The organism is Streptomyces sulphureus DSM 40104, from assembly GCF_000381025.1.
GTDB classification, from domain to species: domain Bacteria; phylum Actinomycetota; class Actinomycetes; order Streptomycetales; family Streptomycetaceae; genus Streptomyces; species Streptomyces sulphureus.
Genome location: NZ_KB905815.1, coordinates 444,941 through 466,956, shown reverse-complemented (window position 1 = coordinate 466,956; position 22,016 = coordinate 444,941). Strand labels below are relative to the sequence as shown.

Sequence of the window (22,016 nt, the reverse complement as noted above, 5' to 3'; positions counted from 1 at the left end):
GCACTCACGGGGCACGGGGCTTGCCGGCGCCCCGACGCTCGGAGAGCCTCGGGGCATGAGGGAGACGGGACCTCGGCACGCCGACGCGGCGCCGGCAGGGCAGGACGCGCACGCCGGCGCTCCGCTGCGGATCGTGCTCCTCTCGCACTCCGTCGAGAGCTTCGCGCGCACCCACGCGGTGTGCACGGCGGCCGGCCACCGTCCCCTGGCACACGTCTACGCCCGCTCGCTGCGTCCCGCGGCGCCCGTCCGCGAGGGCGCCCCCGAGACGGCCGCCGACCTCACCGCCGCGATCCCGCGCGGTGTCGACCTGTTCCTCCCCGGCAGGGCCGGCAACCTCGCCGCCCCGCTCGCCGGTTACCGCCCCGACCTCGTCGTCTGCAACGGCTTCCCCTGGCGCCTCCCGCCGGCGCTCCTCGCGGTACCGACGCTCGGCACCCTCAACATCCACACCTCGCTGCTGCCCCGTTACCGCGGACCGATCCCCGTCCACTGGGCGATCCGCAACGGGGACCGTGAAACGGGCGTCACGGTGCACTGGATGGACGAGACATTCGACACGGGCCCGGTCCTCGTACAGCGCGGCGGCGTCCCCCTACCCGACCGGTTCGATCCCGACGGACTCCTCGACGAACTCGACGCACTCGGCGCCGAGTTGCTCGCCGAGGCGCTGCCGCTCGCGGCGGCGGGCGCGCCCGGTGAGCCGCAGCGCGAGAGGGACGCCAGCTACGCCGGTTGGATGGAGGACTCCTTCCACCACGTCGACTGGAGCCGCCCCGCGCACCGGGTCCACCATCAGGTGCGCACCTTCCGCCTCGGCGTGCCCGGTGCAAGAGGTCCGTTGGCAGAGGTGTCGGGTCGCCGGCTCCGTCTCCTCGGCACCTCGCTGGAGCCGCAGCGCAGCGACGGGCGGGCGCTGCGTGTGGAGTGCGGGGACGGGCCGCTGTGGATCACCGAGTACGAACCAGTGCCGTGAGCGCGCGGCGTCACCGCCACTCTTCGAGACGTGCCGATACCTTCGCCGCCCGCGCGTCGTCGAACGTCGCCAAGAGCCGGGACGCCTCCGCGAGGTGGGCCGCCGCCTCGTCCGGCGGCTGCCCGCCGCTGTCCGTGGCGCTCGGCCCCGCGCGCAAGGCCGCGGCCAACCCGATGAGGGCCAGGGAGAGTTGCCAGCGGTCGCCGTTTGCGCGGTGGACGCCGGCGGCCTGGCGGTGGAGGTCCGCGGCCTCCGTCGGACGGCCCAGGGACCGCAGTAGCGATCCGGTGGCGTGCCGGGCGCGGGCCTCGCGTGCCTGGTCGCCCAGGTCGTGGTGGAGCGCGGTCGACCGGTGGAGCGAGGCGAGCGCGCTTTCGGTGTCGCCGAGCGCGCGTTGGGCCGCGGCCTGGTCGAGCAGCCAGTACGCCTCCCACATCCGGTTCTGCGAGCGCCGCGCGATGCCGACGGCTTTCCGCGCGGCACCGAGGGCCTCGGCCTCCCGCCCGCTCTCCCTGAACACCGCGCTGAGCAGCCGCAGCACGTTCCCCTCGCCTCCGCGGGCGCTCCGGCGCCTGTGCTCCTCCAGCGTCCGGAGGAGTGCGGGCTCCGCGCGGTCCAATCGCCCCTGTTCGTAGTGGACTTCGGCGAGGTTGCCGCGGACCGTCGCCACCCAGCCCGCGTCCCCCAGTTCCTCGAAGAGCGCTTCGGCTTGCGTGAACCAGTCCGCCGCCTCGCACAGGGAGCGGGAGCGCAACCGGGTGAGCCCGAGGTCGTTGAGGGAAAGTGCCACGTTGCTGCGTTCACCGAGCGTGCGTCGCAACCGCAGGGCGGCCGTGTGGTGCTCGGCCGCCTCTTCCAGGCGGTGCGCCTGGGTGTGCGCCATGCCGAGGCTCTCCAGCAGCTCGGCTTCCGCCTTACGGTCGCCCTCGCGGCGGGCGGCCTCCAGCCCGAGGCCGCTCAGGGTGAACCATTCCTCGAACGGGTTGTGCAACATGTGGATGCTGCGCAGGACGAGGGGAAGTTGCCACGCCGTGCGGTCGTCACCGGACGCGACCGCGGCCCGGACGGCGGCGAGCAGGTTGGCGCGCTCGCGTTGGTACCACTCGTACGCCGCCGTGTGGTCGGCGAAGGCGGCCGGGGTGGTGCCGGGCACGGGCGGGAGAAGAGTGACGCGCGCCTCGTGCGGGTTGAGCACGGCTTGGGCCGCGTCGGCTGTGTGCAGGTACCACGAGAGCGCCCTGTGCAGGGCTGCCGCACGTTCCGGTGGCGACTCGTCCAGGCGGGCCCGGTCGGCGGCGTAGGCGCGCAGCAGGTCGTGGAATTCGTAGCGGTCCGGGGCCCGTTGCTCCAGGAGGTGGGAGCCTACGAGGGTGTCCAGGAGCTGCTCGGCACGGGAGCTCCCCACCCCGCCGACGGCGGCGGCCGCCGCCGTACCGAACTCCGGCCCCGGGTGCGTCCCCAGCAGACGGAAGAGACGCGCGGCCTCGGGCGGCAGGGCCCGGTAGGAGCAGGCGAAGACGGTGCGCACAGCCTCTTCCTCCTCGTCTTCCCCGATGGTGAGTACCTCCCAGAGCGCGGACTCGTCCCTGAGATCCCTGACCAAGTGCTCGATACCCAGGTGCGGCCGGGCCGCTGCGCGTTCCGCCGCTATGCGGAGCGCCAGCGGCAACCTGGCGCAGAGCCGGGCGAGTTCCGCGAGGCTCTCCGGCCGGTCCGCGCGCCGGTGTGCCGACGTGACCGTCCGCAGCAGCGCAACGGCCTCCCCTTCCCTCAGCGTGTCGAGGGTGAGCCGGAACGCCCCTTCGCGCACCGCGAGGCCCGAAAGCCGGCTGCGGCTCGTCACGAGGGCGAGGGAGCTCGGTGTGCCGGGCAGCAGCGGGCGGATCTGTGCCGTCGAGGCGGCGTTGTCCAGGACGACGAGCACGCGCCTGTCCGCGAGCAGCGACCGGTAGAGCCCGGCAGCGGCCTCGGGGTCCGCGGGCACGGCGCGGGAAGGGACGTCGAGGGCGGTGAGGAATCCGGTGAGTGCCTGGGCCGGCTGCACGGGCGCGCCGGGGGCGTAGCCGCGCAGGTTGACGTAGAGCTGACCGTCGGGGAAGTGTCCGCTTGCCCGGTGCGCCCAGTGGAGCGCGAGCGAGGTCTTGCCGACGCCGGCGGTACCGGCCAGGACGCAGATCGGTGCGGTCCCTGTGCCCGGGCGGAGCAGCCCGTCGAGGCGGTGCAGTTCGCTTCCGCGGTTGACGAAAACTCCGGCGCCCACCGGGAGTTGACGGGGCCGCGGCGCCTCGGGCGACTGCGGACGTGCGTGGAAGTGCACCCCGCCGCTGACGTCGCGCGCTTGTACCACCTCTGCTGCCGCACCGGAGAAGACCGAGCCCCGAGGCTGCTCGGCTTCCCCTCTGTCCCCCGCGAGGGGCGGCGGTTCACGCTCTTCGCCGGCCATCGGGACCGACTCTCGGTGGGGGGAGAGGCGCTACGGATCGGTGGAAGTACCGGGCCACGTCCTCGCCTTCGTCGTAGAGCCGGCTCATCCACTCCGTGGCTTCCGCGACGAGGGACGTGTCGGAGAACCGTGTGGCGCCTGCGAGTCTCCCCGATGGGTCGTAGTGGATGCGGTAGAGGGCGCGGGCTCCGAGGGTCAGGAGTTCCCGTCCCTTCGACTCTTTCGAGGCGAGTCTGCGTGCGGACCCGGAGCGCGCAGTGGAAAGCACGCGGATTCGCTCCCCGTACTCGGCGCGCAACCTCAGCAGGTGGAGTTCCCACTGGAGGTACGGGGTGAGCGGCTCATCGACGACGCGGACGCGGTAAAGGCAGATGCGCTCGCGCTGTGCCCTCGCGCCGAACTCCGCGAGGAAATCGCGCTCTTCTTCGAGAAGGGCCAGTGATTTCTCCCACGCGCCTCGTGCGAACGCGTCCCAACTCGGGAAACCCGGCTCGGCGAAGTGCTGCCCGCATTCGAGTTTCCAGGAGTCCTCGTGCGGGATCTGCCATTGGCGTGCACGAAAATCATCCCGGTATTCCCCGAGGGGAAGTTCCGTTCCTGCTGTGTGGTCAAGGTCGAGCATCGGGGATGTCCGGTTTCGCAGAGCTGAGGGTGGCGGCCGGCAGGACGACGAGTCGTTCGTCCTCTGCGAGGACGACGTCCGTCGGCAGCCGGTGTGCGTATGCGTGCGTCATGTCGCGGCCGATGACGGCGATGTCGCCGTTGTCCAACTGCCAGATGTCGGGGCATCCGTCGCGTCCGCCGGTTATCTCCAGTTCCGCTGGTGATCGTCCGAGGCGGTGGTGGAACTCGGCCGAGGCGTTTGCTTCCCAGGAGCGTTTCACAGGCGTTCGACCCCCTTCGCGCCGACGACGTTCGGCTTTTGGTGCGCCGGGTCCGTCGTGCGCGCTGTCCGTGCGGCGCAGGAAACTGCGGAGAACGGGTCGCTGACGGACATTCCGGAGCGCTCTACGGTCTTCGCCTGTTCAAATTTCCACTTCGAGGGGAGTCAGGGAGGAGCGCAACCGCCTGCGCCGCGACGGTGGTTGGGCTCCGCGCCCGCGATTGTCAACTATAGGAGTCGCGGCAGGGAAGGGCAATGCCCGTCGAGTCGCTTACCGGCGACGGCATATCTCATCGGTATATCGCTTTTCTTGTGCAGCCGGTGTCCGTGCCGCTGCTGCCCTCGGCGCGCAGAAATCTGATCGCCGGGCGTCCGTCGGGGCCTTCGGGCGTGATCGCGGCACGAACTCGGTAGACGTCGTGCACCAGCTCCTCTGTGAGGACCTCGGCCGGTGCGCCGGCGGCGGCGACCCGGCCCTCGCGGAGGACGAGCAGTCGGTCGCAGTACATCGCTGCGAGGTTGAGGTCGTGCAGCGCCACGATCGAGGTGACGGGCGTGTTGACGATGAGGGTGAGCAGCTCCAACTGGTGCTTGATGTCGAGGTGGTTGGTCGGCTCGTCGAGGAGGAGTTCGGTGGGCTGCTGCGCCAGCGCGCGGGCGATCTGCACCCGCTGGCGCTCACCTCCGGAGAGAGTGTGCCAGGACTGGTGCAGGTGCGGTTCGAGCCGGGTGTGCGCGACGGCTGCGCGTACGGCTGCGTCGTCCTCGGGGCGCGGGGACGACCAGGCGCCGCGGTGCGGTATGCGGCCGAGCCTGATGACGTCGAGGACGTCGAGGTCGACCGAGGTGTCGGCGTGCTGCTCCACGACGGCGACCCGGCGGGCCACCGACTTCCGCCGCAGCGCGGCGAGTTCGACGCCGTCGAGGGTGACCACCCCGGAGGAGGCGGGACGGATGCCCGCGAGGATGCGGAGCAGGCTCGACTTGCCCGAGCCGTTGGGGCCGAGCAGCCCGATCGTCTCGCCCTGTTCGGGGCTGAGGCTCACGCCCTGCACGAGAAGGCGGCCGCCGGCCTCCCAGGAGACCTCTTCTGCGCGGAGACTCATCGGCCCGCCCCCCGCCGCTCGGTCCTGCCGCGTCCCGTGCGGTGCAGGATCAGGACGAAGGCGGGTACCCCGACGAGTGAGGTGACGACCCCGACGGGAAGCTCCTGGGGGTCGATCAGGGTGCGGGCCGCGGTGTCCACCCAGACGAGGAAGACGGCGCCGACGAGAGCCGTCGTCGGGAGGAGCCTCCGATGGCCGGAGCCGACGAGCGCGCGTGCGGCGTGCGGCAGGACGAGCCCGACGAAGCCGATCGCACCGGTCGAGCTGACGAGCACCGCCGTCAGCAGCGAGGTGGCGACGAGCAGCAGCAGGCGTACCCGCTGGACGGGGACGCCCAGCGCGGCCGCGGCCTCGGCGCCGAACGTGAAGGCGTCGAGGGCGGCGGCCCGGCTGAGGCAGACGGCGAGCACGACGAGCAACACCGCGGTGCAGACCGCCACTTCGGACCACCCCACGCTGGCGAGCGACCCGAGGAGCCAGAAGAGCACACCGCGGGTCTGCTCCGCATCGGCCGAGGTGAAGACGATGAACGAGGTGAGCGCGGAGAAGAGCTGCATCGCCGCGACCCCGGAGAGCAGGACGCGATCAGTGGTGCCGCCGGCCGAGTGGGCGAGGAGGAGCACCAGCCCGAAGGCGACGAGGGAGCCCAGGAAAGCCCCGCCGGAGAGCCCCAACGCGCCGCCGCCGAAGCCGAGTACGACGACGGTGACCGCCCCGGTGGAGGCGCCGGAGGAGACGCCGAGCACGAACGGGTCGGCGAGCGGGTTCCGCAACAGGGACTGGAGGACCGCGCCGCAGACGCCGAGTCCGGCACCGCAGACCGCAGCGAGGAGGGTGCGCGGCAGCCGCAGGTCCCAGACGATGCCCTCGCGGATCGCGGTGAGTCCGCTTTCGCCGCCGCCGATCCGCGCGGCGACCACGTGCCAGACGTCGGTGACCGCGAGCCTCGCGGGCCCGATGGTGATCGCTACGGCGATCGAAAGGGCGAGGACGACGAGCCCGGCGCTCCACAGCAGCGCGGTGCCGCTCGCCCCCGTCACGCGGCCCGCCTTCCGCGGCGCGGGGCTCTCCGCCTGCGCGTCCGCCGCCGCGTCCGGGGGAGCCGACGGACGCCGTCCCCGACGACCCGTGCGGCTCTCGGACGTGGCCTCCTCGGCGGTGCCGGCGCCGTTCACTCGGCGAGCCCGAACGACCGCAGGCCGTCGGCGACTTGCTCGATCCCCTCGACCGTGCGGATCGACGGGTTCATCGCCGCGCCCGTGAGAACGATGTAGCGCTTCTTCTTCACCGCGGTGAGCTCCCGGGTCACCGGGTCGCTCTCCAACTTCTTGATCTTCGCCTTCGCTGTCTCGGCGGTCTGGCTCTTGCGTGTCAGGTCGCCGAGGACGATGACGTCCGGGTCCTTGTCGGCGACGCGCTCCCAGCCGACCTGCGGCCACTCGGCGTGCGTCGTGTCGAAGACGTTCTTCGCGCCGACGGCTTCCGTGATGATGCCGGGGGCGCCGCAGCAGCCGCCCAGGTAGGGGGACTCGGCGTTGGCGAACCAGTAGAGGAGGGTGGTGTCCGCGGCGGAGACGCCGTCGGTCGCCTTCTTCACGCGTTGCTCGAGGTCGCCGACGACCCTCTCGCCGCGTTTCTCCTCCCCGAATATCCTGGCCAGGTCCGTGACTTCGCCGTAGACGTCGGAGAGAGTGAGCGGCTTCTCCCGGGAGCCGTCGCCGTCGCCCTCGTTGTTCTTCGTGCAGTCGCTGGGGGAGAGGTAGGTGGGTACGCCGAGGTCGTGGAAGCCCTTGCGGGTGGCGACGCCGCCCTTGCCGAGGGTCGACTCGAAGGACGCGACGGCGAGGTCGGGCTCCTTGTCGAGGACGCGCTCGAAGGACGGATTGTTCTCGGCGAGCCGCTCGACCTTCCGGTTCTCCTTTCCGAGGCCCTTCATCACGGGATCGGTCCAGGTCGCGGTGCCGACCATGCGGTCGCCGAGGCCGAGGGAGAGGAGGATCTCGGTGGTGCCCTGGTCCAGGGAGACGGCGCGCTGCGGAGGTTCCTCGACGGTGATGCGCTCGCCGCAGTTCTTCAGGGAACGCGGATACCCCGGTGACTTGCCGTCGCTCTGCTCCGTCGAGGAGGCACCCGAGCAACCCGCGACGCCGACGGCGAGCACGGTGACAAGAGCGGAAGCACGTAGGCGGCTTCGGCGGGCGAGGCGATACGGCGCCACAGCAGACCCCATCCTCTCCGGGCTCGTTCGCGGAGCCGGTCGGTTCGCTCCGTCCCGAGCGGGGCGGAGGTGCCAGCAGGTCTTCGGACTCGGGACTCGAACGGGCGGAGCGCCTTCCCGGGGATGCGACCCCAGTGGCCTTGTGCTCGCCCTATCCCTTACCGCTGCGCGTCAGTTCCGGATTCGCACCGGATTCCCTGGCCCGTTCCAACGGGGTGACTGGCGCCCGCAACGTACCACAGGGGTTGCGGGGCCGCGTCTGTGAGACCTCTGTGAGCTGCGACGACAGAGGTGGTAGCGCCGTGCTTTCGGCGGTGTGCGATGCGGCACACACTGATCTGCCGGGCGTGGGGAGCCGACAGTGGGGAAGTAGAGTCCCCGGGCCGGGAGGCGCTTTTCCTTGCGCCGCCGCAAGCGGTGGCGCGAGCGCACAGGTCCGCGCCGGTGCTTCCCGGCTCGAACAGCCGCGGCGCCCATCGGCGTTGGACCAGCAGACGCCGACGGCGCGACGCGACGAGACGGCAGGAGAACCAGGAACCGCACGTGAGTCCTGCACCGAACACCCCCCAGAAGACCGCCGGAACGGAGACGGCGCATTCCGCGCCCGCAGCAGTCGACACGGCACCTCCGAACGGGGACCCCGGCGGCCCCACGGTCGACGTCGTGGGCATCGGCGCCGACGGTTGGCAGGGGCTCTCTGCCGCCTCGCAGGAGGCATTGAGGGCGGCCGGCGTCCTTGTGGGGGGAGCGCGGCAGCTCGGTCTGCTTCCCGACGAGTGTGCCGGTGAGCGTGTCCCCTGGCCCTCTCCGCTGCGGCCCGCCGTCCCCAAGATCCTCGCCGAGTACGGCGATCGGGGCCTCGCGGTGCTCGCCAGCGGCGACCCGATGTTCCACGGGATCGGCCGCACCCTCGCGGAGGCGGTGGGTCCTGAGCGGCTGCGGGTGCTCCCGCACCCTTCCTCGCTCTCCTACGCGTGCGCCCGTCTGGGGTGGCCCGTCGAGCAGACGGAGGTCGTCAGTGTCGTCGGGCGGCCGTTGGAGCGAATAGCCGCCGTACTCCACGACGGGCGGCGGGTGTTGGTGCTCAGCTCGGGAGCGGGGACCCCGGCGGCCGTCGCGCGTCTGCTGTGCGAGCGCGGATTCGGAGCGACCCGGATGCAGGTGTGGGAGCAGCTCGGCAGCGGACGTGAACGGAGTACGGAGGGCACTGCGGCGACGTGGTCCGCGCAGCCGGGCGACGCGCTCAACATCGTTGCCCTGGAGTGCCGGAGGGATGCGGACGCAGCGGCCCTCGGCACCGTGCCCGGGCTTCCCGACGAGGCGTACGAGCACGACGGGCAGCTCACCAAGCGCCACGTGCGCGCCGTCACGCTCGCCGCCCTCGCGCCCGAACCGGGCCAACTCCTCTGGGACATCGGGGGAGGTGCGGGCTCGATCGGCATCGAGTGGATGCGCGCACATCCGAGCTGCCGCGCGGTCGCGGTGGAGCGGGACGCGGTGCGTGCCGCGCGGATAGGACGCAACGCCGCCGCGCTGGGGGTGCCGGAGCTCAGCGTGGTACCCGGGGCTGCGCCGCGGGTCCTCGGCGAACTGCCCCAGCCCGACGCCGTCTTCATCGGCGGCGGGCTCACGGCCCCCGGGATGCTCGACGCCTGCTGGCAGGCGCTGCGGCGGGGAGGGAGGCTCGTCGCCAACACGGTGACGCTGGAGTCGGAGGCGCTGCTCGCCGACGCGCGGGGGCGGTACGGCGGCGAACTCACCAAGCTCGCCGTGGCGCAGGCCGTACCCGTGGGCGGCTTCACCGGCTGGCGGCAGGCCATGCCCGTCGTGCAGTGGAGCGTGCGGAAGACCTGACCGGCCGGCCCTGCAACTGAGCGGTGCGGCAAGACGAGCGGGGCCGGGCGCCCGGCCCTCGTACGGGTGTGGGCCGCCGCGCCCGCGTCCGGAAGCGGAACCACACCAGAGCGGAGCGAGACCACCATGACCGTCTACTTCATCGGAGCGGGACCCGGCGCCGCCGACCTGATCACCGTGCGCGGCGCCCGGACGCTCGCCTCCTGCGACGTCTGCCTCTACGCCGGGAGCCTCGTGCCCCCCGAGCTGCTCGACGAGTGCCCGCCCGGTGCGAGGCTCGTCGACACGGCCCGCCTCGACCTCGACCGGATCACCGCGGAACTCGTCCGCGCGCACCGCGAGGGCCGGGACGCCGCGCGGCTGCACTCGGGCGATCCCTCCGTCTACAGCGCCGTCGCCGAGCAGATGCGCCGGCTCGACGCCGAAGGGGTGCCCTACGAGATGGTTCCGGGCGTGCCGGCCTTCGCGGCTGCTGCCGCCGCGCTCAACCGGGAGTTGACCGTGCCGACGGTGGGCCAGACCGTCGTGCTGACGAGGGTGGCGCAGCGCGCCACCGCCATGCCGGAGGGCGAGGAGCTCGCGAACCTCGGCAGGACAGGCGCGCTGCTGGTGGTGCACCTCGCCGCCCGGCATGCGGACCGCGTCGTCGCCGAACTCCTGCCGCACTACGGGCCCGACTGCCCTGCGGCCGTCGTCGCGATGGCGAGCCGGCCCGACGAGGTGGTGCTCCGCGGCCCGTTGGCGACCCTCGCGGAACAGGTGCGGCAGGCGGGGGTGGTGCGCACCGCCGTGATCATGGTGGGCAGGGCGCTCGCGGCCGAGCACTTCTCCGACAGCTTCCTCTACTCCACCGAGCGGGAGCGCACCGCCGACGGCACCACGGCGCGTCCCGCCTGAACCGCGCAGCCGCCCGGACCGAGAGCACCACCGTGCCCGCGCGAGGGGCACGGCCGGGTAGCCCCCGAGCACCGCTCGACCCGCACCGAGAACAACGCGCAGCGCGCGCCGGACGAAAACCCCTGCACCCATCTCGACCCCCGTGAAGCCCCGGACGCCCATCGGCGCCCCGCCCAGCCTGCTCGCTGCACGTGCCCACGAAGGTACGCAACGTCACCGCCCTGCGCGACCCCTGTGGATAACTCCCAACCAGCCGGCTCCACCACGGCGTTCACCCAGGTCAGACTCACGAGACTCGAAGCCCCGCGCCCCTGGAGCCCCCAGCACACCCGCCCGTCCACGGCTCCGTTCCGGCCGGGGCACAGGCCCAGCAGCACGGAACGCAGCACGCCACCCGGCGCACCCCGATCCGTGCATTGGGGGCGCCGGTGGTCCGGAGCGTGCTCGGCGACGAGGGTTGCGGCTCGCGTCGACTCGAAGCGTGTTTGCCGGGGGTTGGGCTGAGTACGGTTTCCCGTCGCTCTTGTTGAGAGCTGGCGGTGCGTCTCCTCGTCGGGGTCGGTGCGGGCGTCGGGTCGGAGAGCCCGCAGAGACGCTCACGTCGACAACGCGCCCGCGCGTCCCCACGACGCGCACCGGCCAGCCCCTACCGAGCCCTCCGCGTATCGGCCCGTCCGACGATGCCACCGGCCCGGTCCACGCAGACCACGTCCACCCCGACGGGCGCTTCCCGCAGCACGCCCAGCGCCGTCTCCCGCGCCGCGCAGGCGACGAGGTCGCCCAGCGGAACCCCGGCCTCCGCGCAGAGTTGGAGCGCCCCCAGCCCCGTGTTGGCATCGGCGACGGCGGTGGCGAGCGCCTCCGACGCGCCCGCGCCGCGGGCGAGTTCGGCGAGGAAGCCCTTGTCGACCTGCGAGCGTCCGGAGTGCAGGTCCAGGTGCCCGGCCGCGAGCTTGGAGAGCTTGGCGAAGCCGCCGCAGACGGTGAGCCGCGGAACGGGGTGCCGCCTGAGGTACTTGAGGACGGCGCCGGCGAAGTCGCCCATGTCGAGCAGCGCGTCCTCGGGAAGCCCGTACTCGGCGACGACCGTCCGCTCCGAGGTCGCCCCCGTGCACCCCGCCACGTGCGTACGCCCGGCCGCCCTCGCGACGTCGATGCCCCGCCGGATCGAGTCGATCCACGCCGAGCAGGAGTACGGCACGACGACGCCCGTGGTGCCGAGGATGGAGAGCCCGCCGAGGATGCCGAGCCGCGGATTCCACGTCGACCGGGCGATCTCCTCGCCGCGGTCGACGGAGAGCGTCACCTCCGCGTCCGGCTCCGGGCCGTGCCCGAACTCCGCGGAGACGGCCGCGAGATGCTCGCCGACCAGTCGGCGCGGCACGGGGTTGACCGCGGGCTCCCCCACGTCGAGCGGCAGTCCCGGTCGCGTGACGGTGCCGACGCCGGGCCCCGCCCTGAAGACGACGCCCGAACCGGGGTCGCCCGCACGGACGGTGGCGCGTACGAGGGCGCCGTGCGTGACGTCGGGATCGTCGCCCGCGTCCTTGACCACGCCTGCCGTCGCCGAACCGGGCGCCAACTCCTCGACCGCGAGGGCGAAAGAGGGGGAGTGGCCCTTGGGAAGGGTGATGCGCACGGGGTCGGGGAAGTCGCCGCCGAGGAGCGCGGTGTAGGCGGCGGTCGCCGCGGCCGTGGCGCAGGCGCCGGTCGTCCAGCCGGGCCTCAGCCCCGTGTGCTTGAGTTGGGCGCCGCGGCCGCCGTCCGCGCCCTCGTCCGTTACCTCACCCACGGAAGGCTCCGATGGACAGCGCCACCCCCGCGCCCCGGCACGTGCTCCTCCTCGGAGGCACGACGGAGGCCCGCGCCCTCGCCGGACTCCTCACAGAGGAGCCCTGGTTGCGGGTGACGAGCTCGCTCGCCGGCCGCGTCGCGGCCCCGCGGCTGCCGCCGGGCGAGGTGCGCACGGGCGGCTTCGGCGGCGTCGCCGGCATGACGGACTGGCTGCGCCGCCACCGTGTCGACGCGCTCATCGATGCCACCCATCCCTTCGCCGAGACGATCAGTTCCCACGCGGCGCTCGCCGCCGCCGGCGCCCATGTTCCCCTGCTGGCGCTGCGCCGCCCCGGCTGGGCCCCGGGCGAGGGCGACGACTGGCACCCGGTCGGCTCCCTCGGCGAGGCGGCGGCCGTCCTGCCCGAGCTGGGTCGGAGGGTCTTCCTCACCACGGGGCGCATGGGCCTCGCCGCCTTCGCGGCCCTCGACCAACTCTGGTTCCTGCTGCGCTCGGTCGACCCGCCCGAGCCGCCGGCCCCGCGGCGCCTCCGCACCGTACTGGAGCGCGGCCCGTTCGCCCTGGAAGGCGAGCGCAGGCTCCTCGCCGAGCACCGCATCGACGTGCTCGTCACGAAGGACAGCGGCGGGGCCGCCACCGCGCCGAAGCTCGTCGCGGCGCGCGAGGCGCGCATACCCGTGGTGGTGGTACGTCGACCGCGCGCGCCCGAGGGCGTGCACGCCGTCGCCGACGGCGCCGCGGCGCTCGACTGGCTGCGCTCCCTGCCGCGTTGACGCGCTTCACCCGCCGGCGGCGTCCGGGTAGCGGCGTGGCGTCCACACCGTCCAGCCCCGGCCTTCCGCGTCCGGGCGCTCGTCGCGCCGCGTCTGCGAGGAGCCGACGAGCAGCAGGGTGCGCATGTCGACCTCCTCGGGGTCGAGACGTGCGAGCGGCACCGTGCGCACGTCCTCGTCGGGCCCGCCGACGTCCCGCGCGAGGACCACGGGCGTGTCGGGGGCCCGGTGTTCGAGGAGCAGCTCCCGCGCCTTGGCGACCTGCCAAGTGCGGCTGCGGGAGCCGGGGTTGTAGAGGGCGAGCGCCAAGTCGGCCGCTGCCGCTGCGGAGAGGCGCTCCGCGATGACCTCCCAGGGCTTGAGCCGGTCGGAGAGCGAGAGGACGGCGTAGTCGTGGCCGAGCGGGGCGCCGGCCGCCGCGGCCGCCGCGTTGGCGGCCGTCACCCCCGGCACCACGCGCACCTTCACCCCGCGGTACGGCTCCTCACCCGCGGCTTCCAGCACCGCGGTCGCCATCGCGAAGACGCCGGGGTCGCCGCCGGAGACGACGGCGACGCGGCGCCCGCGGCGCGCCAGGTCGAGGGCGAGCTGCGCGCGCTCCGCCTCGACGCGGTTGTCGGAGGCGTGCCGCACCTGCCCGGGGCGCTCGGGGACGCGCGCCAGGTACGTCGCGTACCCCACGAGGTCCTGCGCGGCGGCGAGTTCACCGCGCGACTCGGGTGTGAGCCACCGCGGCCCCGCCGGCCCCGTGCCCACGACGACGACCTCGCCCTCCGCCACCGGCGCCGGAGGCCCGGTGCGCCGGCTCGGTACCACGCCGACGGCGAAGTACGGCACCGACTCCGGGTCGACCTCGTCGAGCCGGCCCGTCCGCTCGCCCGGCATCGTGGCCCGCTCCGCGTACCGCACCTCGCCGAGCCTGCCTGCCCGTTCGGCCGCGGCGCGGACCGTCGGAAAGGTCCGGCCCAGCTTCATCACCACGGCCGGGTCGGTGCCGGCGAGGCGCGCGGCCAGCTCTTCCTCGCCGAGCGTGCCGGGCAGGACGGTCAGCACCTCCTCGCCCTCGGCGAGCGGTGTCCCGAGCCGCGCGGCGGCGGCGCTCATCGACGTCACCCCGGGGATCACCTCCGTCGGGTAGCGGTCGGCGAGGCGCTTGTGCATGTGCATGTACGAGCCGTAGAAGAGCGGATCGCCCTCGGAGACGACGGCGACGGTGCGGCCCGCGTCGAGGTGGGCGGCGAGCCGGGCGGCGGACTCGGCGTAGAACTCCTCCATGGCGCCCCGGTAGCCGCCGGGATGCTCGGTGGTGCCGGTGGTGACCGGGTAGACGAGCGGCTCCTCGACGTGCCCGGGGCGCAGGTGCCCCTCGACGATGGAGCGCGCGATCGAGCGCCCGTGCGGCGCGCTGTGGTAGGCGACGACGTCCGCCTCCGCGACCACCTGGACGGCCCGGACCGTCATCAACGACGGGTCGCCCGGGCCCAGCCCCACACCGTAGAGGCGCCCGTGCGGCCGGCTGCGCTGGTTGCTCATTCGTCCTCGCTCGCTATCGCGTTGACGGCGGCGGCCGCGATCGCGCTGCCGCCCCTGCGGCCCCGTACGACCAAGTGCTCCAGACCCGACGGGTGTTGGGCGAGCGCGTCCTTCGACTCGGCGGCACCGATGAAGCCGACGGGCGCGCCGATGACGCACGCGGGGCGCGGCGCCCCCTCGTCGACCATCTCCAGGAGGCGGAAGAGCGCCGTGGGCGCGTTGCCGAAGACGAGCACGGCGCCCTCCATCAGCGGCCGCCACAGCTCCAGCGCCGCAGCGGTGCGCGTCGTGCCCGACTCCTCGGCGAGACGCGGGACTTCCGGCTCCGCGAGGGTGCAGCGGACCTCGTTGCCGGCCGGCAGTCGGCGCCGGGTGACGCCGCTGGCGACCATCGCGGTGTCGCACAGGACGGGGGCGCCCCCGAGGAGCGCGGCGCGCGCCTTCGCGACGGCGTCCGGCGAGTAGGCGAGGTCGCGGACGAGGTCGACCATGCCGCAGGCGTGGATCATGCGGACGGCGACCCGGGAGACGTCCTCGGGGAGGGCGTCCAGGTCCGCCTCCGCGCGGATGGTGGCAAAGGAACGGCGGTAGATCTCCGCACCGTCCTTCTCGTACTCGTACACTGCGCTCTCACTCAACTCGTCGGGTTCGCTTGTGGGTCGGGGTCCTGTGCGGTCACTCCCGCACCGCGACGCGGTAGCCGTCGGGCTCCGCGAGGACGTCCACGCGCCTGCCGCGCGGCCTGCCGCACCGCCGCGAGCAGCCCGACCAGTGGACGGGCAGCCCCGCGTGGTCCGCGGCACGCTCGGCCGCGCGTGCCGCGGGGCCCCGCGCGGTGCCTTCGACGGCGGCGGCCGCGTCGCCGCGTACGTCCCGGTGCGCCTTGGCGCAGCCGGGCAGCCCGGTGCAGGCGCTCACCAGCGGCCAGGCCGAGTCGGGCGCCGTCACCAGCCCGGCGTCGGCGAGCGGACCCGCCGAGTCGTGCGGCACGCCGGGGAGCACGACGCCGCGCCACGGCGTGAGCCGCAGCTCGCCCGACCCCGCCTCGCGCGCCGTGCGCGCGAGCAACCGCCACTGCCCTACGCCGGGTTGGCCCAGCGGGAGCGCCACGGCGAGGGCGCCGGGGTGCGCCCCTGGCGCCGGGCCGCCCGGTACGGGGTGCGGCGGGGGTGCGGGGGAGACCCTGCCCAGACCTTGCTCGCGCAACCCTTCCAAAAGACGCTCGGGTCCGTCCGGCAACTCGGCGACGCGCCAGGCGCGCTCCCGGCCGGCCACCGGGCCCTGCGCGGCGGCGAGTTCGAGGAAGGAGAGCGCGGCCGAGAGCGCGGCGCCCGCGGCCTCTTCCGGGGGGACGAGCAGCGTGCGGCGCGCACCGGTCGAGAGTGCCGCGGTGCCGTCACCGAGTGCGACCAACGCCACATCCGGCTCCAGCGCGAGCGCGTCCCCGCGCCCGTCGTCGAAGGCGAAGAGGAAGCGGCCCGAAAGACCCCTCGCCGCACGGCTGTTGCAGAGCAGCGCGTCGAGCTCCGCGGCCCACGGCAGCACGTCGGCGCCGCCGCGTCCGTCGAGGCCGCTGAGCGGGGAGGCAACGATGTTGCGCACCCGCTCGTGCTCCGGCGAGGGCAGTAGCCCGGCGTCCGAGAGCGGTCCGGCGAGCAGCCTCCCACCGTCCGGGGGGAGGCCCCTGAGCTGCACGTTGCCGCGCGAGGTGAGATGGAGCACACCGTCGCCGAACCGCTCGGCCGCCTCGGCGAGCGTCTCGGCCTGCGCGGCGGTCAACACCCCTGCGGGGAGGCGCACTCGGGCGAGTTCGCCGTCGTCGGCGCGGTGCGTGCGGAGCGCCCCGGGGCAGGCGTCGCCGTGCCCTGCGCGGGCGTCGCCCGGCGGGCCCTCGGTAGCGGTCGGGGGGTGCGGCATGGCGGCGAGCATACCCACGCCTTCCGCGGGCACCCCCGGGCCAGCCTGTGCACCGCCCCTCCCCGACCTGCGCGGCAGCACGTAGGATGAGCCGCGGTGCGCCCGGAGGCGCACCGTCAGCCAGCGACGGCATCAGCGGAGGAAGCCGGTGTGAATCCGGCACGGTCCCGCCACTGTGAACCCGGCCCAGCGCCGGGCGAGTCAGGAACTCCCGCCGTCCTCCACTGCCCGGGGCGAGGACCCCGAGGAAGGCCATACCGCGCATGCTCCTGCTGCTGTCGACCTCCGACACCGACCTGCTCAGCGCCCGTGCGGCCGGGGGTCCCTGCACCTACCGCTACGCCAACCCGTCGCGGATCGACGTCTCGGAGCTGCCCGAACTCCTCGACGGCACCGACCTCGTCGTCGTCCGCCTCCTCGGGGGCCTGCGCGCCTGGCAGGAGGGCGTGGACGCGCTCCTCGCGCAGCACCGCCCCGTCGTCGTCCTCACCGGTGAACAGGCCCCGGACGCCCAACTGATGGAGGCGTCGACGGTCCCGATCGGCGTCGCCGCCGAGGCGCACGCCTACCTCGCGCACGGCGGGCCGCACAACCTGGAGCAGCTCGGACGGTTCCTCTCCGACACGGTGCTCCTCACCGGCCACGGCTTCGAACCGCCGGCACCCGCGCCGACTTGGGGCCCGCTGGAGCGCACCCCGCGCACCGACCTCCGGGCGGACGCGCCGACGGTCGCCGTCCTCTACTACCGCGCGCACCACATGAGCGGCAACACCGCGTTCGTCGAGACGCTCTGCACGGCGATCGAGGCGGCGGGCGGGCGGCCGATGCCGCTCTACGTCGCCTCCCTGCGCGCGCCCGAACCCGCACTCCTCGAACGGCTCACCGCGGCCGACGTGCTCGTCACGACCGTCCTCGCAGCCGGCGGCAGCCGCCCCGCCGAGGCGTCCGCCGGCGGCGACGACGAAGCCTGGGACGCCGGCGCCCTCGCCCAGCTCGACGTGCCGATCCTCCAGGCGCTCTGCCTCACCAGCACCCGCGCCGAGTGGGAGCGCAACGACGAGGGCGTCTCGCCGCTCGACGCCGCGAGCCAGGTCGCCGTACCGGAGTTCGACGGCCGTCTCATCACCGTCCCGTTCTCCTTCAAGGAGCTCGACGAGGACGGCCTCCCCGTCTACGCGGCCGACCCGGAGCGCGCCGCCCGCGTCGCCGGCACCGCCGTGCGCCACGCCAGGCTGCGGCACATCCCCAACGCCGACAAGCGCCTGGCGCTCGTCCTCTCCGCCTACCCGACGAAGCACTCGCGGATCGGCAACGCCGTCGGCCTCGACACCCCGGCGAGCGCCGTGCACCTGCTGCGGCGGCTCCTCGGCGAGGGGTACGACTTCGGCGGGGAGCCGATCCCCGGCGTCGAGTCGGGCGAAGGGGACGAGCTGATCCGCGCCCTGATCGAGGCCGGCGGCCACGACCAGGAGTGGCTCACCGAGGAGCAGCTCGCGCGCAACCCCGTCCGCATCCCCGCGGCCGACTACCGCCGCTGGTACGCCGAACTCCCCGCCGAGCTGCGGGAGTCGGTCGAGGAGCACTGGGGCCCGCCGCCCGGCGAGATGTTCGTCGACCACAGCCGCGACCCGCAGGGCGACGGGGACATCGTCCTCGCGGCCCTGCGCCACGGGAACCTGCTCGTCCTCATCCAGCCGCCGCGCGGCTTCGGCGAGAACCCCATCGCCCTCTACCACGACCCCGACCTGCCGCCCTCGCACCACTACCTCGCCGCCTACCGCTGGATCGCGGCCTCCCGCGAGGACGGCGGCTTCGGCGCCGACGCCATGGTCCACCTCGGCAAGCACGGCAACCTGGAGTGGCTGCCGGGGAAGAACGCCGGCCTCTCCGCCGCCTGCGCACCCGACGCCGCCCTCGGTGACCTGCCGCTCGTCTACCCCTTCCTCGTCAACGACCCGGGCGAGGGCACCCAGGCGAAGCGGCGCGTCCACGCCACCCTCGTCGACCACCTCGTCCCGCCGATGGCACGCGCCGACTCCTACGGCGACATCGCACGCCTCGAGCAACTCCTCGACGAGCACGCCACCATCGCCGCGATGGACCCGGCGAAGCTCCCCGCGATCCGCGCGCAGATCTGGACGCTCATCCAGGCCGCCAAGCTCGACCACGACCTCGGCATGGAGGAGCGCCCCGACGACGACGGCTTCGACGACTTCCTCCTCCACGTCGACGGCTGGCTCTGCGAGATCAAGGACGCCCAGATCCGCGACGGCCTGCACGTCCTCGGCGACGCACCCGAGGGCGAGCCGCGCGTCAACCTCGTCCTCGCCATCCTGCGGGCGCGTCAACTCTGGGGCGGCGAGAAGGCGTTGCCGGGCCTGCGCGAGGCGCTCGGCCTCGACGAGTCCGCCGCCGACCGCACGGGAGCCGACCGCGCGGAGGAGCTGGCGCGCATCCTCGTCGAGGCGATGGAGGGCGCCGGGTGGACGCCGGAGGCCGCGGCCGACGCGGTGGCGAAGCTCCCCGAGGACGCCTCCTTCAGCGAGGAGGACCTGCGCGAGGTGCTCGCCTTCGGCGCCCGCGAGGTGGTCCCGAGGCTCGCGCGGACCACGGACGAACTCGACCACACCGTGCACGCGTTGGCCGGCGGTTTCGTCCCCGCGGGCCCCTCCGGCTCTCCGCTGCGCGGCCTCGTCAACACCCTGCCGACCGGCCGCAACTTCTACTCCGTCGACCCGAAGGCGGTCCCCAGCCGCCTCGCTTGGGAGACGGGACAGGCGCTCGCCGAGTCCCTCGCCGAGCGGTACCGCAGGGACAACGGCGACTGGCCCGTCTCCGTCGGCCTCTCCCTGTGGGGCACCAGCGCGATGCGCACCGCGGGCGACGACGTCGCCGAGGCCCTGGCGCTGCTCGGTGTGCGCCCCGTGTGGGACGACGCCTCGCGGCGGGTGACAGGACTGGAGCCCGTGCCGCACGAGGAGTTGGGGCGCCCGCGGATCGACGTCACGCTGCGGATCAGCGGGTTCTTCCGCGACGCCTTCCCGCACACGGTGGGCCTCCTCGACGACGCCGTACGCCTCGTCGCGGGGCTCGACGAGCCGCTCGAGCACAACCACGTCCGCGCCCACGCGCAGGCCGACCTCGCCGAGCACGGCGACGAACGCCGCGCCACCACGCGGATCTTCGGCTCCCGCCCCGGCACCTACGGCGCAGGACTCCTCCAGCTCATCGACAGCCGCGACTGGCGCACCGACGCCGACCTCGCCGAGGTCTACACCGTCTGGGGCGGCTACGCCTACGGCCGCGGACTCGAAGGCAAGTCGGCCCGCACCGAGATGGAGGCCGCGTACAAGCGGATCGCGGTGGCGGCGAAGAACACCGACACACGTGAGCACGACATCGCCGACTCGGACGACTACTTCCAGTACCACGGCGGCATGGTCGCCACCGTGCGCGCACTCAAGGGCACGGCCCCCGAGGCGTACATCGGCGACTCGACGCGCCCGGAGGCCGTCCGCACCCGCAACCTGGTGGAGGAGACCTCCCGCGTCTTCCGCGCCCGCGTCGTCAACCCCCGCTGGCTGGAGGCGATGCGGCGGCACGGCTACAAGGGCGCCTTCGAGCTCGCCGCCACCGTCGACTACCTCTTCGGCTACGACGCCACCACGGGCGTCGTGGCCGACTGGATGTACGACAAGCTCGCCCGCACCTACGTCCTCGACGAGCAGAACCGCGCCTTCCTCCAGGAGGCGAACCCCTGGGCCCTCCACGGCATCACGGAACGGCTGCTGGAGGCGGAGTCCCGCGGCATGTGGGCCGAGCCGGACTCCGAGATCCTCGACGAACTCCGCCGGACCTTCCTGGAGACGGAGGGCGAACTGGAGGGCGGCGACTGAGCCAGAGCCGTCGGGCTGCGCGGCACGCCCCGCAGCCCGACGGCCCGCTGTGCGCGGTCAGTTGCGGGCGGACGGCAGCAGGCTGCGCACCATCCGGCAGGTCGTCGACGACGGCGGGTGCACGCCGATGCGGGCAGCGGTGGCGCGCACGATGCGGTCGGGTGCCTGCCGCGGTGTGTAGACGCCGCTGTCGAGCAGGGCTATGGCGATCCGCATTGCCTTGAGCGCGCGGTTGTGGTCGACGTACCACTGGCGGGGGCGGCCGGCGGGCAGCCGCCGGCGGATCGGTGCCGGGAGGTCGGGGAAGGGGAGAGGCGGCTGGGGGAGAGTGGGGGCAGCGGTCATCTGGGGCCCTCTCTTCAGCGTCCGCGGCGCGGAGCGCACGCGGTGTCCTGGGCGGCGGTCAGCCGCCCGCCTCGGCGTCAACTCCCTTGTCCAAGCGGGGAGTTGCGCCGTCGTCCACTCCCTCCATGGTACCCGCGCGCACTGACAACCGGAGGCGTGAAGCCGCTGGTCATCCGCGGTTTCGGGAGAGGTGTTCGATTCGGCAGGGGCGGTTGGTCCGCCTGGCGCGGGGGAGTGCGCGGCGGTCGCGACGCGGCTGGTTCAGGGGCGTTCCGGTAACGGCGTCCGACTCCTACGGCTGACGACGATCGCTCGTGCATCGGCGACCGGGCGGGCCGGTGTTGCTTCCGCGGCTCACTGAGCTGTTGCCGGCAGCAAGGCGTGACGTGAGTGGAGCGAGACCGCGTGCGGACCCCCTGGTGGAGACAAGTCGACCTCGCCCAGCGGTACTGCCTGCAAGCCTGCGTTCTCGCTCGGCAAGCCGGCGTTCCCGGCCGGACGGGGCCCGCGGCGTCGGCGGACGCACCGAAGCCCTCTTCCACCTCACCAGCCCTCGTTCAAGGAAGGAGCGCCGGATGTGCGAGACGTGGTGGAAGGTGGCTACGGTAACCGCGTCGTATGCCCGCTCGGGGTCTGCCTGGCGCAGGCTTCTTCCTGCATCACCTGCGGCACCGCTGCGGGGGGAGCCACACGCGCCGTAATGAAAGAGGTCGATGATGTCCACGCCTGGTTTTCCGCCGAGCACGCTCGATTCGATAGGAACGCCGATATGGATCACTGATCTGGCCACGGCTGATCCGAACCACATCCTGCACGTCGCATGCGGCATCGAACCGGCGGAAGCGCTGGAAGTGCTGGGCGCCAAGCCGGGGTTGATCCAATCCTGCACACTGCCCGACAGCAAACCGGGCGAGTGGACGTCACTGCCGTGCGCGGCTCTGGGTATCGAACCGGGGACCTCTGCAGCACTGTTGGCAGGACGCATCGGCGAGTGGACCTTCGTCTACGACGACTCCGGGTTCACCTGCGACGACGCGGACACGAAGGCGCTGTCCGACAATGGGCGGACAGCGGCCACAAGTGTGTACACGATCAACGCAGACGCCCATCTCACCTATGCAGTCGACGGAGAACAGGTCGAGTGGGTCAACGTCGACGACCTCGTTCTGCACGAGGACCTTCCCGGCATGCCCGCCGAACTGCGTGCGGCGTTCGAGGCTGCCGGCAACGTCCCGCTGGAGGAGTTCGAACCCGGCGAGGCCGACGGCTGCATCGTCATGCGTGCCGCCTGCGCTCTGGCGGGCCTCGCGCTCACCCTGGACGACATACGCCGAGTCCCTCTGCTGGTCGTGCCGCTCGGCTGACGGTTCCCGGACGCTG

At 73.3% G+C, this 22,016-nt stretch carries 17 protein-coding genes and 2 riboswitches; of the genes, 6 read left to right on the top strand and 11 right to left on the bottom strand.

Translation table 11 applies throughout. The features are described 5' to 3' along the window. Nucleotides 1-55 precede the first annotated feature (55 nt). Nucleotides 56-976 carry a methionyl-tRNA formyltransferase gene (locus tag F603_RS0110135; protein ID WP_019545895.1) on the top strand — a complete coding sequence of 307 codons (921 nt, stop codon included), beginning with the start codon at nt 56-58 and terminating at the stop codon, nt 974-976. Nucleotides 977-986: 10 nt separating this feature from the next. On the opposite strand, the gene F603_RS0110130 is transcribed toward F603_RS0110135, so the two are convergent. The 6 genes from F603_RS0110130 to F603_RS0110100 form a co-directional block, all read right to left on the bottom strand. Further along, nucleotides 987-3,419 (bottom strand): ATP-binding protein, encoded by a 2,433-nt coding sequence (locus F603_RS0110130; RefSeq protein WP_019545894.1) that lies wholly within the window; start codon nt 3,417-3,419, stop codon nt 987-989. Beyond that, nucleotides 3,400-4,041: a DUF6879 family protein gene (locus tag F603_RS0110125; protein ID WP_019545893.1), complete on the bottom strand. Its 642-nt coding sequence runs from the start codon at nt 4,039-4,041 to the stop codon at nt 3,400-3,402. The genes F603_RS0110130 and F603_RS0110125 overlap by 20 nt, the downstream gene beginning before the upstream one ends. Further along, entirely contained in the window at nt 4,028-4,303 is a 276-nt protein-coding gene (locus F603_RS0110120) for a hypothetical protein (protein ID WP_019545892.1), read from the bottom strand. The genes F603_RS0110125 and F603_RS0110120 overlap by 14 nt, the downstream gene beginning before the upstream one ends. Nucleotides 4,304-4,592: 289 nt before the next feature. After that, entirely contained in the window at nt 4,593-5,408 is an 816-nt protein-coding gene (locus F603_RS31895; protein ID WP_019545890.1) for an ABC transporter ATP-binding protein, read from the bottom strand. Further along, the gene (locus F603_RS0110105; protein ID WP_245600740.1) at nt 5,405-6,448 is read right to left on the bottom strand and encodes a FecCD family ABC transporter permease; all 1,044 of its coding nucleotides are present in this window, start codon (nt 6,446-6,448) and stop codon (nt 5,405-5,407) included. The genes F603_RS31895 and F603_RS0110105 overlap by 4 nt, the downstream gene beginning before the upstream one ends. Nucleotides 6,449-6,579: 131 nt before the next feature. Then, nucleotides 6,580-7,638, bottom strand: coding sequence for an ABC transporter substrate-binding protein (locus F603_RS0110100; protein WP_469817447.1), 1,059 nt, complete (start codon nt 7,636-7,638; stop codon nt 6,580-6,582). A 45-nt stretch (nt 7,639-7,683) separates the two neighbouring features. Continuing rightward, a riboswitch (cobalamin riboswitch) is annotated at nt 7,684-7,865 on the bottom strand. Between the two features lie 304 nt (nt 7,866-8,169). On the opposite strand from F603_RS0110100, the gene F603_RS0110095 reads away from it, so the two are divergent. Together F603_RS0110095 and cobM are read left to right on the top strand one after the other, a co-directional pair. After that, nucleotides 8,170-9,480, top strand: a complete 1,311-nt coding sequence (locus F603_RS0110095; protein WP_019545887.1) for a bifunctional cobalt-precorrin-7 (C(5))-methyltransferase/cobalt-precorrin-6B (C(15))-methyltransferase — start codon at nt 8,170-8,172, stop codon at nt 9,478-9,480. 126 nt (nt 9,481-9,606) lie between these two features. Then, entirely contained in the window at nt 9,607-10,377 is a 771-nt protein-coding gene (cobM, locus tag F603_RS0110090) for a precorrin-4 C(11)-methyltransferase (protein WP_016906879.1), read from the top strand. Nucleotides 10,378-11,023: 646 nt separating this feature from the next. On the opposite strand, the gene F603_RS0110085 is transcribed toward cobM, so the two are convergent. Further along, nucleotides 11,024-12,169 (bottom strand): cobalt-precorrin-5B (C(1))-methyltransferase, encoded by a 1,146-nt coding sequence (locus F603_RS0110085; RefSeq protein ID WP_019545886.1) that lies wholly within the window; start codon nt 12,167-12,169, stop codon nt 11,024-11,026. Nucleotides 12,170-12,180: 11 nt separating this feature from the next. Here F603_RS0110085 and F603_RS0110080 point away from each other — a divergent pair, with 11 nt between their 5' ends. Then, a complete protein-coding gene (locus tag F603_RS0110080) occupies nt 12,181-12,945 on the top strand; it encodes a cobalt-precorrin-6A reductase (RefSeq protein WP_019545885.1) in 765 nt (254 codons plus the stop codon). A 6-nt stretch (nt 12,946-12,951) separates the two neighbouring features. Here F603_RS0110080 and F603_RS0110075 read toward each other — a convergent pair whose 3' ends face one another. From F603_RS0110075 to cobG, 3 genes are read right to left on the bottom strand one after another with little or no spacing between them, the layout of a single operon-like run. Further along, nucleotides 12,952-14,478 carry a precorrin-2 C(20)-methyltransferase gene (locus F603_RS0110075; protein WP_019545884.1) on the bottom strand — a complete coding sequence of 509 codons (1,527 nt, stop codon included), beginning with the start codon at nt 14,476-14,478 and terminating at the stop codon, nt 12,952-12,954. Continuing rightward, the gene (locus F603_RS0110070) at nt 14,475-15,101 is read right to left on the bottom strand and encodes a precorrin-8X methylmutase (RefSeq protein WP_019545883.1); all 627 of its coding nucleotides are present in this window, start codon (nt 15,099-15,101) and stop codon (nt 14,475-14,477) included. Before F603_RS0110070 ends, F603_RS0110075 begins: the two co-directional genes overlap by 4 nt. Nucleotides 15,102-15,153: 52 nt before the next feature. Further along, nucleotides 15,154-16,395 carry a precorrin-3B synthase gene (gene cobG, locus F603_RS0110065; RefSeq protein WP_425426962.1) on the bottom strand — a complete coding sequence of 414 codons (1,242 nt, stop codon included), beginning with the start codon at nt 16,393-16,395 and terminating at the stop codon, nt 15,154-15,156. A 138-nt stretch (nt 16,396-16,533) separates the two neighbouring features. Then, a riboswitch (cobalamin riboswitch) is annotated at nt 16,534-16,606 on the top strand. A 52-nt stretch (nt 16,607-16,658) separates the two neighbouring features. Here cobG and cobN point away from each other — a divergent pair. Beyond that, on the top strand, nt 16,659-20,291 hold the full coding sequence (gene cobN / locus F603_RS0110060; protein ID WP_019545881.1) for a cobaltochelatase subunit CobN: 3,633 nt from the start codon (nt 16,659-16,661) through the stop codon (nt 20,289-20,291). A 57-nt stretch (nt 20,292-20,348) separates the two neighbouring features. Here the strand turns inward: cobN and F603_RS0110055 are convergent, their stop codons facing one another. Further along, nucleotides 20,349-20,636 carry a hypothetical protein gene (locus F603_RS0110055; protein ID WP_019545880.1) on the bottom strand — a complete coding sequence of 96 codons (288 nt, stop codon included), beginning with the start codon at nt 20,634-20,636 and terminating at the stop codon, nt 20,349-20,351. A 713-nt stretch (nt 20,637-21,349) separates the two neighbouring features. On the opposite strand from F603_RS0110055, the gene F603_RS0110050 reads away from it, so the two are divergent. Beyond that, the gene (locus tag F603_RS0110050; protein WP_078503621.1) at nt 21,350-22,000 is read left to right on the top strand and encodes a hypothetical protein; all 651 of its coding nucleotides are present in this window, start codon (nt 21,350-21,352) and stop codon (nt 21,998-22,000) included. The last annotated feature ends 16 nt before the right edge of the window (nt 22,001-22,016 follow it).